Origin of the sequence: Ligilactobacillus pobuzihii E100301 = KCTC 13174, assembly GCF_000349725.1 — a bacterium.
GTDB classification, from domain to species: domain Bacteria; phylum Bacillota; class Bacilli; order Lactobacillales; family Lactobacillaceae; genus Ligilactobacillus; species Ligilactobacillus pobuzihii.
Map to the genome: position 1 here is coordinate 32829 of NZ_KB714689.1, position 17235 is coordinate 50063.

Below are 17235 nucleotides of genomic sequence, written 5' to 3' on the forward strand. Positions count from 1 at the left end.
ATGATCTAAGTTCAATTTATTAGCCAAAGAGAAAGGGGAAAATACTGATGCGTAATTTAATTTCGATAGTTCTACCCGTTTATAATGAAGAAGCAGGGATCGTGAAAACAATTGAAGTTCTAGAAAACTTTGTCGAAAAACAACCACAAGATTTTGAGCTGCTTTTTATCGATGACGGCTCAACTGATACAAGTGTATCCTTGATCAAATCGATGCAACAAAAATATCGCAATATTAAGCTCATTGAGTTTTCACGTAATTTTGGTCATCAATTAGCCATTTCTGCAGGTATCAGATATACCATGGGAGATGCCGTAGTAGTCATGGATGCCGACTTGCAAGACCCTCCTTCTGTTATTCCAGAGATGATTAGAAAATGGAAAAAAGGAGCACAAGTTGTCTACGGTAAACATAAAAGCCGTGCTGGAGAAACTTGGTTTAAGAAGATATCTGCATCACTTTTTTATCGTTTTTTACAAAAGATCGCAAACATTAACATTCCGCTTGACTCTGGAGATTTTCGTTTAATGGATCGTTGTGTGATCAAAGAACTACGAAAAATGAACGAAACAGATCCATTTGTTCGTGGTCTAGTCAGTTGGGTCGGCTTCAAGCAGACATCCGTTGAATACGAACGTAAGGAAAGAATTGCAGGTTCTTCTAAGTATCCACTAAAAAAGATGATCAGTTTAGCACTAAGTGGGATCACATCTTTTTCTGATTTTCCATTAAAATTATTGGTCTGGGCCGGAAGTATTTCAATTGGCTTTTCATTTGTCTATCTTCCAGTTGCCCTAATAACCGGATTTACCACACTCAAATTTCTGATTGGTACGCTTTTTGGCCTGATCGGTTTATCCTTGATCGGCATGGGCCTTTTAGGGATCTATATCTATAAAACCTTCCAGGCTTCGCGCAAGCGTCCTCTTTATATCGTTTCAGATATCAGCGGTTTTTCGCAAGCTAGCCAATCGCAAAATTTAAAAATTGCCCACTCCTAAAAAATGGTTTGAAAAGCAGTTAAATAATTCAAAAAAAGTGATGACAGACAGCCGCGCTACGCTGTCTACTTCATCACTTTTTTGTTGTTGAAGCGGTTAGTTTTGCCAGAAGGCCACAAAAATTTACTCAACTCAACAACATTATCTTGGGTTGTTTTCCAACTATTCTTAGTTTAATTGAAGAAGTTTAAAACTAACTAAAAATACAATTTAAGTTAACAGTTTTCCTTGCAGAACTTGCTAATAGTGCGTTATTTTCATCTAACGAAAAATTATTCACGTTTAGTTTTTCATTTTAGATTACTTTAAGCTAGATAAGCTACACTTGATTCATCAAATATAAAAAGGTGGTTTTTTAAATGCTATTAGACCAAACAAATAAAATTAAAAATATCGCTGCTGCAAAAATTATTAGTATTTTCTATCCAAATATACTTGTTTGCACTGAACACGGTAAATGTTTTAAATTAACCCTTTCCAAAAGAGAAAAGAATGATTCATTATTTTGGGAAGAAATGCACCGGATCTATGAAGCTTCACTTTGGGTCCCAGTCGGGAAAAAATATCATCAATTGTTAGATGAGGGTTGGTTAGCCCCCGATCAAACCTATTCCTAAGATAACAACAATGCTCAAAAAGAGATTGGGACAAAACTAACTGTGAAATTCAAAAAGGGCCGCCGATCTACCCCATTAAAATGGGTTAAATCGACGGCCCTTAAACGTGTTTCAAAAGATTGAAGCCTCACTGTAACAACGATTTCATTATTCTTGGTCCTTCGCTTTACTACGTCTCAAAATAATGTAATCATCGTTACAAATCGACTTCAAAACATCTTTTGTCTCACTCTTCTTTTTTGCAAAAATTTGCTAAAAAATATTTTCATTGTTAAATTTCAAAGTAAACTTTACAAAACACCTAAGAATTTTTAACGAAAAAAAGAGCAAATCCCCCATTTTATCAACGATACGAAAAGAAACAAACATTAACTATTTCTAAACGTTACAAAACTGAATTATCATAACAAAAACCAGAAAAACGTTAATTTATTTGTCATCCATTTGATATAAGACAGGTTTATACTGCGTAGCATACTGATATTAAGATCAGTAAAAAGCATTTAAACACAAAAGGAGTCTTATCTCATGAAATTTAAAAAAATAATCCTTTCAACTACCGCAGCTACTGGTTTGTTTTTCGCTGGCACTGGACTTGCAAATGCTGATACTGTAACTGTCAAAAGTGGTGATACTGTTTCATCGATCGCACAAACGTACCAAACAACAGTCACGAATATCGAAAAGTTAAACCATTTATCTAACGTCAATTCCATTTATATCGGGCAAAAACTGGAAACAGGAACTAGCGACAAAAATCAAACAAATTCTAATTATCGCTATTCAAGTGTGCAACAACCGGTAGCAAAAAAAGCTTCAAAAACAGGCACTGATACTTCCAAACAAATTGGCCAACCAAGTAACACAAATTCCCAGACCACTAAAAATTCTGCTCTAAATTCAACAGTAGCTAAGCAACAATCAGCCAAAACTCAAAATGTATCCTCAACAGATACTAACGCTTCCCAACAGACTGGCTCTGGCTTTGCTTCTACGACTACAAACGACAATAACAATACCAATACGTCTACGAACTCAGCATCAACAACTAGTTCTGATTCCTCTGAGTCCTCTGCAAAAGCTTGGATCGCTAACAAAGAATCCGGCGGCTCTTATACAGCCACAAATGGGCAGTATTACGGTAAATATCAGCTGACTCTCAGCTATTTGAACGGTGACCTTTCCTCTTCAAATCAAGAATCAGTTGCGGATTCATACGTTAAGTCCACTTATGGTTCTTGGTCAGCCGCTAAAGCTCACTGGGAAAGCAATGGTTGGTACTAACACTAAGAAAATAACGCATTAAAATAACCGAGGAGCTGGGACATAACTAGCTGTGTAATTCTAAAAGGGCCGCCGATCTATCCCATTAAATGGGGTAAATCGACGACCCTTAAACATGTTCTAAAAGAGTGAAGCCTTACTGTAACAGATTACATTATTCTGTGTCTTCGCTTTGCTACGCCCCAAATCGTTACAGCCAGGCCGGCGTATTAGTGTCATTAAATGGCACCACTGTTCGATTTGGCTGAGCACTCCCATACAAAACTGGTACATCTCCAGCTTTAGCCCAGGAGATGATCGTTTCTTCAGGATACCCCATCTTTTGTGCACAAGCGGCAACGGTGATCGCTTCTTGTTTATTATAGATCATACTTAAGTAATTAATGTGTTCGATCTGCTTTTTTGGATCAATATTTCGTTGATTTTTTGCGGTTCGTGGGACAATAGTCGCCCCAGTTTCTTTATCCAACAGGGGAATGTCGCCATCGTAAGCCCACTGAGAGACCGTTTTGACAGTATACCCCGTCAACTTGGCTGCTTGTTGGACAGTATTGATCTGTTCATCATTAAAAGCATTACGTAAGCGGATGATCCGCTGATTACGTTTTTCATTGCTGGCATTGCCTAAGATCCCCAATTTTCCCACAACTTTTGCTCCCCTTTTAGTTGGACCTTAATCGATCACAACTTTAGTATTCGTTTCTAAGTTTTCATACATCCACTTGGCATCGAGTACTGACAAACGCACACAACCATGTGAATTAGACTTCTTACCTAACTCTTTAGCTTCATCTTTAATAAAGTTGCCATTTTGGTCAGTCGGGACAGAATGGAAAAGATAAACTCCGTGATCTTTAAACGAGACCCAGTACTTAGCGCCTTCGCCAGATTCACCGTTATAAAAGAAATCGCCTTTTTCTGGTTGAATATACCAGGTACCCTTTGGTGTTGCTTGTTCACCGCCCTTACCAGTAGATGCGTACATCGTATAGAGTTTCTTTTTGCCATCCATCAAGTAAACACGTGATTTCTTAGTCGAAACGTGTATCCAGAAATCTTTTGCTTTATCCAAATCAGGGTAAACAACTGTTTCCGAAGATCTCTTCCAATTGATTGGCTTACGCATAACTGATTTTTTCTTCTCACTAGACTTAACTTTTCCTGTCTTTTTAGTTGTTTGTTCAGTTTTATCCTGCTCTTTTTTTTGTGGCTGTTCTAGTGCATCTGAGGCCTTAACAACCACAAAGGTTACAGCCAAACACAAGACTACTCCAGCGATTATTTTTTTTAATGTTTGTTTTTGCATGAGTAATGTTTCCCTTTCTAACACCTGATCAAACTTATTATAGCGGGAAAAGATCGTTCATGCAAAATTAAAAATCGGACTAACTCGGTGGCATTCATATGTTTTTACACTATCCTTGATAGACGTGAGCTTGTTAATTTATTTCTACAAGTTACAAAGCTCAATCATTTTCCCAAAAGGGTTCAATGCCAAAACTCAGCTGATAGGGACAGCAAGATTGTACCTAAAATCTGCAGATAAAGACCCAAAAAATAGGGCTGGGACAAAACTAGCTGTCCAATCCTAAAAGGGCCGTTGATTTAATCCATTTAATGGGATAAATCAACGACCCTTAAATGTGTTCCAAAAGATTGAAACCTTACTGTAACAACGATTACGTTATTCTGGTTCTTCGCTTCGCTACAACCCAAAATAACGCAATCATCGTTACAAATCGGCTTCAAAGCATCTTTTGTCTCACTCTCCATTATAAGTAACCTCTTATTAAACCACTTCGACGTGCAATTGACCGTCATGGACTAATTTCATCTTCAACATCACTTTATATAATACTAAGGAGATTACAGCTGGGACAACGATCGCCATCAAGAGGTACACAACCAACAACTGCGGATCAGTCGATGCCAAGTTGATCGGTGCGATCAGTGAATTTAAGCCCAAACCTGCAATCGAGTAATCGACCTTGAAGTTAAAGAAAATCGCGGCGATCGGGGCAGCAACAATTGCCGAAACAAAGGAAGGGACTGCCAGCAGTGGGTTGACCAGTAGATTGGCGAATTGGATCTTCGGTGTCAAAAAGCCCTGAGCAATATTTGCACCTATGTTATTTTGGCGCCAGGAAATTACCAAGAAACCGACAAATTGGGCAGTCGTTCCGATCAAAGCAGCGCCAGATGACAATGGATCTAACATGACTGCCACTGCCAAAGCAGCGGATGAAGCCGGCGTCATCAAGAACAACGCCCACGCAAAGGAAACGCACATTGCTCCAATCAACGGATTGATCTGCATAGACTGAGCAATAAAATCACTCAACCAATTCAAAGCTGGCGTGGTGACACTTGCAAGGCCCAGCCCTGAGATCGAACCTACCAAGGTAGCACCTAAAGGTACTAACATCATGTCAAGAGGTGTCTTACCAGTCAAATATTTACCGACTAAAGCTGCAATTAAACCGGCAGCTACTGCACTGATCGGTTGACCAGAAGTGAAGATCCCCGACTGAGCGGCCTGTGACATAGCGTTACCAGTCGAAGTCACACCATTGATACTGTCACTGGTAAAGTACACCGCATTAGCACCGATAGTAGCAGAGATCATCGAAGAAAACATGACCAACGAGTTTGTCTTTAGCTGCGTGGCGATCACGGCTCCAAAGGCTGGAGCTAACATCCACTGAGCAATCGCTCCGACTTGATACAAAGCATCCCAATGGACAAAATTGGCGAGTGATTGAATCAACAAACCGACCCCTAACATGACTAAAACTGCATTAGACACCCCGGCGGATACGGCATAAACATAATCTTTGACCGACATTTTTTCCTCAGCTTGTTCTTGTTGCTGAGTTTGGTTAGTAGCTTCTGTATTTTCTGACTTTTCAGTAACTTTTGCTGTTTCTTCTTTCATTTCGCACAACCCCTTTTCTATTTATGTTCGTAGATCATTACTTAATTTGGTAAAAAATTTGATGAAAAAAACGCCCTACAAAGCATTATTAAAGCTTTATAGGGCGTTTCCGCGGTACCACCTATTAAATTCATCGCAAATGATCGGATCCAAATCACTTGCGACCTTGACTGACTTAGTTTGTCAGTTCCCCTAATAATGGTGGGTGACCAACTACAGTTACTTGTTTGACTTTCACTATAGTCGCATCGGAGGTGAGAAGCTCTATCCAAATCGTCGACTCTTTGCACCACCAGAGTTTCTCTGAGACATTTTGAACGAGCAATCCTCGTCTTTGCGTTTTCATCATAATTTAATTGTTTATTAATGTAACTGATTGTCATGGAGATGTCAACAACTTTTTTCGCCTTTTTTAATGCGCAGCAAAAGTGTCTCTGTTAGCCACTTAGGCACCGAAAAAAATTTTGCAATAGATGGTTGACAAGCTCCATTTGTTTAGTGTATGTTACTTAACAATATTAAAAGTAAATTAAAAGCTGTAACGAGAATTTTTTGCTGTGTAAGTGGTCAGAGAAACGACGGTTGGTGTGAGTCGCCCCATTTCACAGCGAGATGATCATCTCTGAGCTACGCAGTGAAAATTACTATTTTGGTTTTGAAACAATTAGCTGTTGTTGGCAGGCACTCATTAACGTGTCAATGTAAGGTAGCATTTATATTTGTGTGCTTTACAGCTAAGAGAAATTTTAAGGTGGTACAGCGTTTAATAAGCGCCCTTAACTACTAACTTTGTGTTGGTGGTTAGGGGCGTTTTTTTGGTAAATGAAAGATGGCATGCATAAATTTCAAATGGAGGGATCATTATGACGAATGAAAAATTGTCAACAAGTGAAAAGGATTTGGCCAAAACACTTTTTAAGGCTTACTCAACTGGTAAGGCCTTGGACATGACAGAATATTCAGACGTAGTGACTGACGATGCGAGTGCTTACCGAGTGCAAGATTATCTGACTGAATTAAAAGACGAAAAGATCGGTGGATATAAAGTTTCACTGACCAGTAAAGAAACCCAAGACCTGTTTGACGCTGACGCCCCGCTGTATGGTGCACAGATCGACAGCCATGTGGTGCAAGGACCGCACACATTTGACAATACGAAACTAATGGAACCCTTAGCTGAAGTTGAATTAGTATTTAGAGCTAAAGAAGAGTTATCGCGTACGGATTCACTTGAAGAACTATTGAACAAGACTTTAGTGGCGCCAGCGATCGAAGTACCCGACTCCCGTTTTAGCGATTGGTTTCCCGCTTTACCCAAACATCTAGTTATGGCCGATGCGGCGGTCGGAGGCTACATCGTTTACGGAACAGAAAAGGAAGCTTCAAGCGTTTTTAGTTCAGTTGAGCAAGTCGCAAATGTCCACTGTCAATTGTTCCAAGATGATGTATTGCTTAAAGACGGTGTATCGACGGAAGTCCTGGGCAACCCACTCAACTCCTTACACTGGTTAACTGAAAAGTTGGCTACACAAGGTCAAATGATTGAAGCTGGTCAACTAGTATCGAGCGGGACCTTTCTCTTGCCGGAAAAATTAACTGCAGGAAAATGGAAGGCGGTATTTGATAATGGCTTAGGAGAAGTCAATTTAAGCGTGGTGGAATAGGTCTTCCATTTGGCAGGAAAAATTTGCGTAAAGTTTTCTTTACTAGGTGGTGCTCAAAGTAAGTTTGCTTTTTTGAGGGGGACTTGGGGCCGATTACTGGATATTTGGACCTTCTTCTCGCTGACTTGGGGCCGGTTAGTCAATATTTGGACCTTCTTCTCACTGACTTAGGACCGATTAGTGGATATTTGGACCGACATACACTCAAGTTTGGGCCAATTACTGCATTTCATTTGTCAGCTCGTATCCTGTTGATTTGGAAGTCAAATATAATTAGTGTAGTAGTGCTCCATTTAAATTAAACCATACAAAAAAATGCCACCCTTTCTGGAGTGACATTTTTTTATTCAATTAACTATTTTGCATCAACGGGTTTGATTTCTTTTTTCCACAAACCTAAGATCACACCGGCAACGATCGAACCAACGATCACGGCCAAGAAGTAGCCCCAGATGTTTGTAGCAAGTGGTGAAACCCAGAAACCACCATGGGGTGCAGGAACACCGACTTTCAATGCACCGATAATTGCACCAGCGACAGCCGAACCAACAACACTAGATGGAATAACATGACCTGGATCAGCTGTAGCAAATGGGATCGCACCTTCAGTAATAAATGAGAAACCTAAGATCCAGTTAGTACCACCAGCTTGACGTTCTTGCTTGGTGAACTTGTTCTTCCAGCCCAACGTAGCAATTGCCGTAGCAAATGGTGGCACCATACCACCAACCATAACAGCAGCCATCAGCATAGCAGCTTGAGTAGAGTTCGGGTCATTGGCAAAAGCACCAGCGGCGAAGACATAAGCGGCCTTGTTGAAAGGACCACCCATATCGATCGACATCATACCAGCAAGCAACAGGCACAAGACTACAGAGTTACCAGTACCTAAGTTATTCAAGAAGTTTGTGATCCAAACGTTGATCGTGGAGAAAATTGGGTTGACGATAAAGAACATAACTAAAGCGATAAATAACAAACCAACGATCGGGTAAATCAACATTGACTTCATTCCGGCAACTGATTGTGGCAATTTAGCACAAACCTTTTCCAACCATTTCATGAAGTAACCAGCGATAAAACCAGCGGCCAAACCACCTAAGAAACCAGCGGCAGACTTGGCATCAGTCATGACGTTAGCCGTATAAGCACCACCGTATGCGCCAGTGTAGACCGTGGCCATGAAACCACCAGCAAAACCAGGCATCAGTGCAGGTTGGTCAGCGATCGCTTCAGCAATGTAAGCCGCCAAAACTGGGACCATGAAAGCAAAGGCCATATTACCAGCATTGTTCAAGAAGATAAATGCCATTGAATCTTCACCGCCGGCGTAGTTCTCGACGATAAAGGAAATGGCCATTAAGATCCCACCACCAATAACAAATGGCAACATGTGGGAAACACCATTCATCAACTGACGATAAATGCCGCCCCAACCAGAATCACCCGTGTCGACTGATTCTTCTGAATCGTCGTTACCAGAAGCATGATAAGTACCTACTTGATCGTTTAAGATCGAATTGATCAAAGTTTCTGGATCTTTGATAGCAGCAGTAACAGCTTTACTTGTCACTTTCTTGCCATCGAAACGACCCATAGAAACCTTCTTATCAGCAGCGATCACAACACCTTCAGCGCGGTCGATCTCGTCGGCACTCAGCTTATGTTTCGTACCTTCAGAACCGTTTGTTTCGACCTTGATGTTGACGCCTAATTTTTCGGCTGCTTTTTTCAAGTTATCTTCAGCCATGTAAGTGTGCGCGATACCGTTTGGACAAGCAGTTACAGCGACGATATATGGCTTGTCACTTGCAACAGCAGCTTGATCTTGTTGTTGCTCTTCTTTTTCTTGTGCTTCGTTTTCAGCTTGTTTTTTACCAACAGCCTTAGAAAAGATCGCTTGGACCTTATCTGGTGTGTCGGCATCCTCCAAGGAAGAAACGACTGCAGGATCTAATAACACTTGCGATAAAGCTGCGAGAGCTTGCAAATGAGTGTTGTCGCCACCTTCTGGCGCAGCGATCATGAAGAACAAGTGAGCTGGTTGGCCATCGAGTGAATCATAGTCAACACCTTTAGTACTCCGCGCAAACATTACAGCAGGTTTCTTAACAGCTGCATCATGCGCATGCGGGATCGCAATTCCGTCACCCATACCCGTTGAGTTTTCCTCCTCACGGGCTAAGATGTCTTTTTTGTATAATTCTTCGTCATCAATAATGCCTTTTTCATAGTAATTATGAACCATTTCATCGATCACGCCGGCCTTAGTGTCGGCCTTGAGATCCATGATCATGATGTCTTTTATCAACAATTCACGAATGTCCATTGATTAAACCTCCTAATTTAACTGATCGGGGTCTATTAGAAGACCCCAGTTTTTTAACAGAATAAGGCGAAACAGGAAAAAGCAAGTACTAGCGGCCTATATCTTTAAATTGTACTTTTATAATATAAAGTTACAGTGAACTAGACAGAACTTTCCGTTTCGCAAAACTCAACTGATCACATCTATTCTTCCCACTCCGTGATCTCGATTTGTGGTAGGATCTCTTTGATTTTCTCACTTGTTGCCAAATCTTCAGAAAATGTAGTAGCTGAGCCGCAAGCTAAGCCATATTTGAAAGCTTCTTGCGGATCTTGCGTACGAGCAAACGTCCCAGTAAAGCCGGCGATCATTGAATCACCAGCACCAACTGAGTTGATCACTGTGCCCTTTGGTGCTTTCGAGCGGTAAACATGATCTTTTGTTACCATCAAACCACCATCAGCCGCCATCGAAACTAAGACATGTTGTGCACCGAGTTCTAACAATTTACGTGCGTATTTTACAATATCAGCAATACTATTTAACTCAACCCCAAACAAGTCGGCCAACTCATGGTTATTAGGTTTGACGACTAACGGATGTTCAGGCAAAGTCTTCATTAAGCTTTCACCAGTCGTATCGATCACAAACTGTGCACCCTTGGAACGAATAATCTTGATCAAATCTAAATAAAAATCATTGCTTAAACTAGGTACGAGGCTGCCGGCAAAAATCACCGTATCAGCGGGTGTCAGTTGTTCGAATTGGTCAGAAAAGGCTTGGACTTCGTCTGCGGTGATCTGTGGTCCTTGACCATTGATCTCCGTTTCTGTTTGAGCTTTGACTTTAACGTTGATCCGGGTGTCAGCCGCGATCTTCGTAAAATTTGTACGTAAGCCAATTTCTTGTAAGGAGTGATCAACGAATTCACCAGTAAAACCACCTAAAAATCCAAGCGCCGTATTGTCATGCCCAAGTTCTTTCAAGATACGGGAAACGTTGATGCCCTTACCACCTGGCAGTTTATTGTCATAATCCATCCGGTTGACTTCACCGAGTGTAAGTTGCTTTAATTGAACGATATAATCAATAGCTGGATTGACAGTCACTGTATAAATCATGACATCTAGACCTCCAAAATATTAGTCTGCCTGCTGTATTTGTCGAAAACAGCACGCGATAAATCAGTGGTAATGATCGTTGCTTGTTCTAAGTCAGAGATCTTAACAAAAGATACTGCTTCGAATTTGGAACCATCAGCTAAGACAAAAGTCTCTTCTGCTTGTGCAAATGCAGCTTGTTTGACCGCAGCTTCTTCGGGATCTGGTGTCGTCAAACCATATTCATCATGAACACCATTGGCTCCTAAGAAGACCTTATTAAAGCGGTAATGCTGTAGATCACGGACGGCTTTAGTCCCAACGATCGCCTTAGTGGTATTTTTTAGCATGCCACCAACTAGGATCGTTCTGATACCTTGATCAGCCAACTGCGATGCGTGTAACACACCATTGGTGACCACCGTCAAATGCTGCTTTTGTTGTAAGTAACGCACCATCGCTAAAGTCGTAGTTCCTGCATCTAAGAAGATGACTTCTTGATCAGCAATCTTTGCAACAGCTAACTGAGCGATCTTATCCTTAGCAGAAACATTCTGGGTTGACTTACCCGTCATGTCTAATTCACGCTGCAGATCATGCTTGGCTTTTGCACCGCCGTGGATCCGCACTAACGCTCCCTGATCTTCTAAAAGCTGTAGATCGCGCCTAGCAGAAGAAGCAGAACAGTTTGTTTGTTGGCAAATATCCTTTAATTTGACGACTTGACGACTTGCAAGCATATCTAAAATCTGTTGTTGTCTTTGTTCTGCAAGCACTTCCATTACCTCCAACAAATATAGTAACAAACCACTTACCAAAAATCAATCATTTTCCACCATTTTCTTTCATCCTGATCCAAAAACCAGCACATTATATGACTTTTTTGCATATATTTGACACAGAAAGTCGCTAATCAGTCAAAATCATTCAAACAATAGAGGCATTGAGTGTTTATTTGTAATGATTTATAATAGGTTGTAAACATTTTCACTAGGAGAGATACGTATGCACAACAAAGCCGTTGTTTTAATTAACCTAGGAACACCTAAAGCGCCAACTACCGCCAGCGTCAAAGAATATCTAAACGTCTTTTTATCCGACCGTCGGATCATCAAGATGTCCCCTCTACTATGGCAACCGATCTTACAAACGATGATCTTACCTCACCGACCGCAAAGATCCGCTAAACTCTACCAAAAAATCTGGCGTAAGGACGGCTCACCCTTATTGACTTATACCAAAAGACAACAAGAACTCTTGCAGGAACGCTTGCCCGATTTTCGTGTCGAGATCGCGATGTCATACAGCGAACCACGGATCAGTCAAACATTCGACAAACTCTTAGACGCTGGTTACCGCGACATCACGGTCATTCCATTGTACCCGCAGTATTCGGGGACGACGGTCGGCTCAGTTTATGACGAGGTTCAAAATTATTTCTTGCACACTGATAAAATCGTCGACCTACGCTTTATTCATTCTTTCTATCAAGAAGAAGATTATATCAATTACTATGCCGATAAGATCAAGGCCAAGCTCCAGCAAACGCCTGTTGACGCCCTGTTGTTCTCGTATCATGGTGTCCCCGTGTCTTATGTAAAAGACGGCGACCCTTATCCGAAAGAATGTTACGACACGACTCAAAGGATCATGGAAAAAGTTGGCGAGATCAAATACTTCCAAACTTTCCAATCCAAATTTGGACCTAGTGAATGGTTGAAACCAGCAACTGATGCAACCTTGAAGGGGCTGCCTCACCGTGGATACCGCAAAGTAATGGTCATCGCGCCAGGATTTGTGGCTGACTGCCTGGAAACTTTACATGAATTAGAAGTCGAAAACAAGGGCTACTTCATGAGTCATGGCGGCGAAAATTTCATTTATCTGCCACCATTTAACGATGATCCAAAATTCGCCGATCTGCTGGCAAAATTAGTGCAAGAATAGATTATTTTCCACATTCATATGAAATAATGTACAAATTTAAACAATTTGTTGCTACGACTATGTTTTAGTCTCATCAAATATACACATAGCCATATTTTTAATCGTTCAGAATAGAATAAAAAATAGACACTTTGTTCTAGTTAGCATTATGAGCAATGCCTTTTTAATTTCTTGCTCAGATAGAAATTGGAATAAAAAGGAGCTGCTAGTTGATCCTAAAAGGAGAGTGAGGCAATAAATGTTTTGAAACACGTTTAAGGGCTGTCAATCTGCCTCATTTAATGGGATAGATCGACAGCCCTTTTAGGATCGTACAGCTAGTTTTGTCCCGGTCCCCCTAAACGTGTTACAAAAGATCAAAACACCTTTTATCTCACTCGCTTATTTGACAGACTAATTTTCCTCTGCTTTTTTATCCTGATAGTTTTTGATCGTTGGTAAGATCATACCTAAAGCAACTAAGACCACGGGCGTTACAATGTTGAGCGTTAAGGCAAATGGATCTGTTGAATAGATTCCTAATAAACAACATGCACCTGTGATCAAGAAACACCAGACCCCAAAGAAGTACGCTATTCCTTGGTGTTTAGAAAAAACATAATCCGATCGATACTTATCACGTGCTTTCCGCAAGGCGATATAAGCAACGAAGACCCAGAGATACCGCAGCGGCATCATAGTAGAATTTAGTTTGATCAACTGAGACATAACTTTAGCAGCACCAGGAACCAGTGATTGCGATAAGATGATCGCACCAGACAAGATCCCGACCATCTTGATCCCATTGATATAGGCACCATATTTGTTTTTCTTCAACAAACCAGCAGGGATAAAGTCTTTTGCTTCCTTACTACCTAACAAGATACGCAATGGAGCATCAATACTCAAACACAAAGTCGAGAACTGACCGATCACATTTGTAATGGCATAGATCACTAACAAAACATTACCAATGTGATAATAGTTACCCAGTTTCTGGAAAGCCCAGTAATCACCATTAGAGATATAACTATCAAAGTTATTTTTAACAGCATTAGGGTCAAACATCATAGCCATTGCGATCGTACCCAAAATAGCAGAGATCATGACCATAATAGCCAAGACGATCATCGCTTTCGGAAAATCTTTCGAAGGATGTTTTAGCTTATTAACGTATGGCGAGATCTTTTCACAACCACCAACAGCAAAGACTAAAATCGACAACGAGGTGAAGTAATTAACGTTAAAGTTAGGCACTAAACTCTTCCAACTCAAATTTATCGAATGGAAACTAACAGCTGGATTGATTGCTGGTGCGGCAAACATCATCAATATGTATAAGATCGACATGATGAAAGTGGCACTCCCAGCGATAGTAGCCAGAGTTTCAAGGACTGTCAAACCACGGGAAGCTAACCAACAAAAGGCGACGAACAGCAAGAAAGTCACGAACTGAATGCCAACAGTGCTGGCCTGATCAAACTTCGTTACATCTTGAAAGATAGCCCAAGTCATAGCACGCAAGCCACCAGTACCTTTACCAGCGATATAAGCCACGTGACAGGCCCAATAAGTCCAGCCCGCGTAATAAGCCCATTTTGGCCCCATTGTTTCGTTGACCCAGGAACTAACACCACCACCAGAATCTTTGAAGGTGGAACCTAATTCCCCGACGATCAAAGCATAAGGAACAAAGTAAAGAGCAAACATTAAGACCCAACTAAAGACGACTTTGATCCCGCCAAAATACATATAGCCATTAATGACGTTACCAAAACCCCAAACAGTAGAAAAGGCCATCAACGCAAGAGTAGACCAGGTCATTTTCTTTTTATTTTGTACTTCAAGGTTATCCATAAGATCACTTCTCTTTCTATGTAATAAAGCCAAGGACTTGAGCACTAATAGGCTCTAGTGTGTAAAATCTAACAGACAAAGTGTGACGAACAAAAAATAAACACTAATTTAGCCAAAAATTATAATGTGTTCTTGCATTATGACTTCCTAGTTGTTTAGGCACATCTTTTGCCACGCGCAACTCGTACAAATAACAAAATCAAGTTTTACCATACATCACCAACAGTATAGCTTATACTTTTTGAAACTATTTAGTTATGAGAGAATAGTAATATAATTCTTAATCATTCGCAATAGTTAATTATGTAAATATAGTTTTGGTAGCTACATTACGCCATTTGGCAGGGAATATATCTTAAATTTTTTAACAAGTAAAAAGGGCTAGCAAATAACTGCTAGCCCTGTGATCTTAGTTTCTTTTATTGGTCGTCATCATCTTTTAGGCCTTGTGCTGCACCCTTGGCAGCATCTTTGGCGTCTTCTACTTTATGTTTAGCTTTCTTGGTGATGCCTTCTGCTTTACCTTCGGCCTCTTTGTTCTTATCGCCAGTCACCTTACCTAAAGTTTCCTTACCCTTGCTTTTTGCTTCATCCAATTTATCATCAAAGTTACTCATTATAATCACTCCTTGAATCAGATTTGCTTATCTCAGCACCTGTATTATACCTTAACGCTTGATTGAAAAACCACTTTAACGCTTATCATTTTCGTTTGGTCAGGTTGTAAATTGCAATACATAGTAAAATAAATAGTCCTAGTTGAAACGTGATCTTGATCGAAAATGTCATTTGATCCCGCCTTTCTGCTTAACGCTATCGGCTGTCTAATTGAATTTAAGTTCTAAATCTGCTAAAGTTGATTGAGTTCTTGGCTGTTCGCCCCTGAGCAGTCACTAACTTCTATCTTATTTAGAGACCGACAACAAGCAAAGCCGCCAGTTTTAGCTTGTTGTCGGTTTTTTGTATGTTTACATATAATGGGGGATATTACACCCATTGGACTGCCAGATCTCACCTTGAAAGCCCGTGAAACGCAACGTAAAATTCACGCGACGGTGTAATTCGCGGACGATCTGTTCAAAATAGATCCAATCATGATCTTTGATCACTCGGATCGGGATCGAATGCGTGTTCTCAGCGCCTTTTTTATATAAAAAGAAAAAATTAAATGAATTATCGAACTTATCATTAACGATCTGGATCTGATAACGCGCCTTGATATGGGGCATGAAATAGTGTTCGATCCGTGCTTCCATCACATCAACATGTTGCTTTGCTGTTTTCATATTAACCACCTCACTCTTCATTATACGAACATACGTTTGTTTTTCAAGTGGATTTTATGCCCGTGTGTTCTTCAGAGCTTCGAAACGACTAGTATAATAGGATCCTTAGTATAAGTTTATTTGCAACAATACATCTGGAAGCACCATTTGCCAAATGAAAGAATTAAATTACTAGTCAGTTTATGTTATGGTAATTAATGGTAGATAATTTAAAGGAGGACACGATCAATGGCCGATGACAACTTAAATGAGCGTTTGTCACAAAGCATGTACGGCTCACCTAAAGTCAAACCGGACGAACAGCGACATTATTTAGGGACCTTTCGCGAGCGCGTGGCTTTGACCTTGGACCAAGGCGAAGCGCAACAACCACAATTTATCGATGCCTTGCACAAGGAACTAGACCAGAATCCCGAATATCACTTATTGATCAACGGGAATGCCTCAGAAACGGCGGTCGACAGATTAACAGACTTATCCAACTTAGTCAGCAACCCTTCCAAGGTACTAGCTGGAAAGGCTGCGCCGAGCGACATGGATGCTTTAGCAGCAGTCGTTTGCACAGAACACACTGCATTACACTTAGACGAAGTTGATGTTGCAAAAAGATTTCCACAAGCGTGATAAATAATAATTAGATGAATTAAAAAGCGACCCCAGTAGATACTCAGGTTATTGAGTAAGTACTGAAGGTCGCTTTTTTGGTGCGATGAGAAAAAATTTGGCAATGACTGCCCTGGTAACTCAAATCAACGTCGTCCATACAAAACTCTGGCTGGGATAAATTAGGCGGAAGACAGCAATCAAATAAACACTCCCCATTATATCCTTGCAATGCGTGTTGTAGTGCATGTTGTTTCTTGGTTGCAAGTTTAACGCGCTGACTCAAAGCTTGCATATACTGTAACTCCGGCGCTTCTTGGCGCATTTACGGTCACTTCCTATTATATAGATACGCAATTAATAGGAGATTTTGTTTAACTAAACCCGCTTGATCTCAGCACGTAAAATAAATGGTGCGCACAGTGTCGTAACTACGATCGCACCAATGACTGCAGAATAATTATCGACTGATAATAAATGTGCATTAAAGCCTAATTGCGCGATGATCAAAGCCATTTCCCCTCGCGAGATCATGCCCGCACCGATCATTGACGAACTCTTGAAGTTGAATTTGGCGATCCCAGCGCCCAAGCCGGCACCCAACCATTTAGTTACAATCCCGACGATCGTTAACGTGAAAAATAGCCAGAAGTC

General features: G+C 40.7%; 18 protein-coding genes. 6 read left to right on the forward strand and 12 right to left on the reverse strand.

Going from position 1 to position 17235, the window contains the following annotated elements; translation table 11 throughout:
* Positions 1-47 precede the first annotated feature (47 nt).
* The 3 genes from LACPOB_RS0103235 to apf all read left to right on the forward strand — a co-directional run bounded on the left by LACPOB_RS0103235 (position 48) and on the right by apf (position 2902).
* Positions 48-1001 (forward strand): glycosyltransferase family 2 protein, encoded by a 954-nt coding sequence (locus tag LACPOB_RS0103235; RefSeq protein ID WP_017867392.1) that lies wholly within the window; start codon positions 48-50, stop codon positions 999-1001.
* Between the two features lie 359 nt (positions 1002-1360).
* Positions 1361-1618, forward strand: a complete 258-nt coding sequence (locus tag LACPOB_RS0103240) for a hypothetical protein (protein ID WP_017867393.1) — start codon at positions 1361-1363, stop codon at positions 1616-1618.
* Between the two features lie 528 nt (positions 1619-2146).
* Positions 2147-2902 carry an aggregation-promoting factor gene (gene apf, locus LACPOB_RS0103245; protein WP_017867394.1) on the forward strand — a complete coding sequence of 252 codons (756 nt, stop codon included), beginning with the start codon at positions 2147-2149 and terminating at the stop codon, positions 2900-2902.
* Between the two features lie 190 nt (positions 2903-3092).
* Here the strand turns inward: apf and LACPOB_RS0103250 are convergent, their stop codons facing one another.
* From LACPOB_RS0103250 to LACPOB_RS0103265, 4 genes are all read right to left on the reverse strand, one after another.
* On the reverse strand, positions 3093-3548 hold the full coding sequence (locus LACPOB_RS0103250) for a hypothetical protein (protein ID WP_017867395.1): 456 nt from the start codon (positions 3546-3548) through the stop codon (positions 3093-3095).
* A gap of 27 nt (positions 3549-3575) precedes the next feature.
* Positions 3576-4208 (reverse strand): L,D-transpeptidase, encoded by a 633-nt coding sequence (locus LACPOB_RS0103255; RefSeq protein WP_017867396.1) that lies wholly within the window; start codon positions 4206-4208, stop codon positions 3576-3578.
* A 308-nt stretch (positions 4209-4516) separates the two neighbouring features.
* Complete coding sequence (locus tag LACPOB_RS12690) at positions 4517-4675, reverse strand: hypothetical protein (RefSeq protein WP_017867397.1); 159 nt, start codon at positions 4673-4675, stop codon at positions 4517-4519.
* Positions 4676-4691: 16 nt separating this feature from the next.
* On the reverse strand, positions 4692-5747 hold the full coding sequence (locus LACPOB_RS0103265; RefSeq protein ID WP_026142728.1) for a PTS sugar transporter subunit IIC: 1056 nt from the start codon (positions 5745-5747) through the stop codon (positions 4692-4694).
* Positions 5748-6700: 953 nt separating this feature from the next.
* On the opposite strand from LACPOB_RS0103265, the gene LACPOB_RS0103270 reads away from it, so the two are divergent.
* Positions 6701-7501: a 2-keto-4-pentenoate hydratase gene (locus LACPOB_RS0103270; RefSeq protein WP_017867399.1), complete on the forward strand. Its 801-nt coding sequence runs from the start codon at positions 6701-6703 to the stop codon at positions 7499-7501.
* A gap of 355 nt (positions 7502-7856) precedes the next feature.
* Here the strand turns inward: LACPOB_RS0103270 and LACPOB_RS0103275 are convergent, their stop codons facing one another.
* From LACPOB_RS0103275 to LACPOB_RS0103285, 3 genes are all read right to left on the reverse strand, one after another.
* A complete protein-coding gene (locus tag LACPOB_RS0103275) occupies positions 7857-9830 on the reverse strand; it encodes a PTS fructose transporter subunit IIABC (RefSeq protein WP_017867400.1) in 1974 nt (657 codons plus the stop codon).
* 182 nt (positions 9831-10012) lie between these two features.
* Positions 10013-10930 carry a 1-phosphofructokinase gene (gene pfkB / locus LACPOB_RS0103280; RefSeq protein ID WP_017867401.1) on the reverse strand — a complete coding sequence of 306 codons (918 nt, stop codon included), beginning with the start codon at positions 10928-10930 and terminating at the stop codon, positions 10013-10015.
* A gap of 5 nt (positions 10931-10935) precedes the next feature.
* A complete protein-coding gene (locus tag LACPOB_RS0103285) occupies positions 10936-11685 on the reverse strand; it encodes a DeoR/GlpR family DNA-binding transcription regulator (RefSeq protein WP_017867402.1) in 750 nt (249 codons plus the stop codon).
* A 229-nt stretch (positions 11686-11914) separates the two neighbouring features.
* Here LACPOB_RS0103285 and hemH point away from each other — a divergent pair, with 229 nt between their 5' ends.
* Positions 11915-12856 carry a ferrochelatase gene (gene hemH, locus LACPOB_RS0103290; RefSeq protein WP_017867403.1) on the forward strand — a complete coding sequence of 314 codons (942 nt, stop codon included), beginning with the start codon at positions 11915-11917 and terminating at the stop codon, positions 12854-12856.
* A 393-nt stretch (positions 12857-13249) separates the two neighbouring features.
* Here hemH and LACPOB_RS0103295 read toward each other — a convergent pair whose 3' ends face one another.
* The 3 genes from LACPOB_RS0103295 to LACPOB_RS0103305 all read right to left on the reverse strand — a co-directional run bounded on the left by LACPOB_RS0103295 (position 13250) and on the right by LACPOB_RS0103305 (position 15978).
* On the reverse strand, positions 13250-14692 hold the full coding sequence (locus LACPOB_RS0103295; protein ID WP_017867404.1) for an APC family permease: 1443 nt from the start codon (positions 14690-14692) through the stop codon (positions 13250-13252).
* Positions 14693-15111: 419 nt separating this feature from the next.
* Positions 15112-15309, reverse strand: a complete 198-nt coding sequence (locus tag LACPOB_RS0103300) for a CsbD family protein (protein ID WP_017867405.1) — start codon at positions 15307-15309, stop codon at positions 15112-15114.
* A 351-nt stretch (positions 15310-15660) separates the two neighbouring features.
* Positions 15661-15978 carry a hypothetical protein gene (locus tag LACPOB_RS0103305; protein WP_017867406.1) on the reverse strand — a complete coding sequence of 106 codons (318 nt, stop codon included), beginning with the start codon at positions 15976-15978 and terminating at the stop codon, positions 15661-15663.
* Positions 15979-16206: 228 nt separating this feature from the next.
* On the opposite strand from LACPOB_RS0103305, the gene LACPOB_RS0103310 reads away from it, so the two are divergent.
* A complete protein-coding gene (locus LACPOB_RS0103310; protein WP_017867407.1) occupies positions 16207-16602 on the forward strand; it encodes a DUF1694 domain-containing protein in 396 nt (131 codons plus the stop codon).
* A gap of 43 nt (positions 16603-16645) precedes the next feature.
* On the opposite strand, the gene LACPOB_RS0103315 is transcribed toward LACPOB_RS0103310, so the two are convergent.
* Positions 16646-16906: a hypothetical protein gene (locus LACPOB_RS0103315; RefSeq protein ID WP_017867408.1), complete on the reverse strand. Its 261-nt coding sequence runs from the start codon at positions 16904-16906 to the stop codon at positions 16646-16648.
* A gap of 53 nt (positions 16907-16959) precedes the next feature.
* A partial coding sequence (locus LACPOB_RS12980; RefSeq protein ID WP_258420984.1) for a cation:proton antiporter domain-containing protein occupies positions 16960-17235 on the reverse strand: 276 nt, incomplete at its 5' end.

Coding starts and splice junctions, on each gene's coding strand:
- LACPOB_RS0103235 (WP_017867392.1), top strand. CDS start 48: ATGCGTAATTTAATTTCGATAGTTCTACCCGTTTATAATGAAGAAGCA.
- LACPOB_RS0103240 (WP_017867393.1), top strand. CDS start 1,361: ATGCTATTAGACCAAACAAATAAAATTAAAAATATCGCTGCTGCAAAA.
- apf (WP_017867394.1), top strand. CDS start 2,147: ATGAAATTTAAAAAAATAATCCTTTCAACTACCGCAGCTACTGGTTTG.
- LACPOB_RS0103255 (WP_017867396.1), bottom strand. CDS start 4,208: ATGCAAAAACAAACATTAAAAAAAATAATCGCTGGAGTAGTCTTGTGT.
- LACPOB_RS12690 (WP_017867397.1), bottom strand. CDS start 4,675: ATGGAGAGTGAGACAAAAGATGCTTTGAAGCCGATTTGTAACGATGAT.
- LACPOB_RS0103265 (WP_026142728.1), bottom strand. CDS start 5,747: ATGTCGGTCAAAGATTATGTTTATGCCGTATCCGCCGGGGTGTCTAAT.
- LACPOB_RS0103270 (WP_017867399.1), top strand. CDS start 6,701: ATGACGAATGAAAAATTGTCAACAAGTGAAAAGGATTTGGCCAAAACA.
- LACPOB_RS0103275 (WP_017867400.1), bottom strand. CDS start 9,830: ATGGACATTCGTGAATTGTTGATAAAAGACATCATGATCATGGATCTC.
- pfkB (WP_017867401.1), bottom strand. CDS start 10,930: ATGATTTATACAGTGACTGTCAATCCAGCTATTGATTATATCGTTCAA.
- hemH (WP_017867403.1), top strand. CDS start 11,915: ATGCACAACAAAGCCGTTGTTTTAATTAACCTAGGAACACCTAAAGCG.
- LACPOB_RS0103295 (WP_017867404.1), bottom strand. CDS start 14,692: ATGGATAACCTTGAAGTACAAAATAAAAAGAAAATGACCTGGTCTACT.
- LACPOB_RS0103300 (WP_017867405.1), bottom strand. CDS start 15,309: ATGAGTAACTTTGATGATAAATTGGATGAAGCAAAAAGCAAGGGTAAG.
- LACPOB_RS0103305 (WP_017867406.1), bottom strand. CDS start 15,978: ATGAAAACAGCAAAGCAACATGTTGATGTGATGGAAGCACGGATCGAA.
- LACPOB_RS0103310 (WP_017867407.1), top strand. CDS start 16,207: ATGGCCGATGACAACTTAAATGAGCGTTTGTCACAAAGCATGTACGGC.
- LACPOB_RS0103315 (WP_017867408.1), bottom strand. CDS start 16,906: ATGCGCCAAGAAGCGCCGGAGTTACAGTATATGCAAGCTTTGAGTCAG.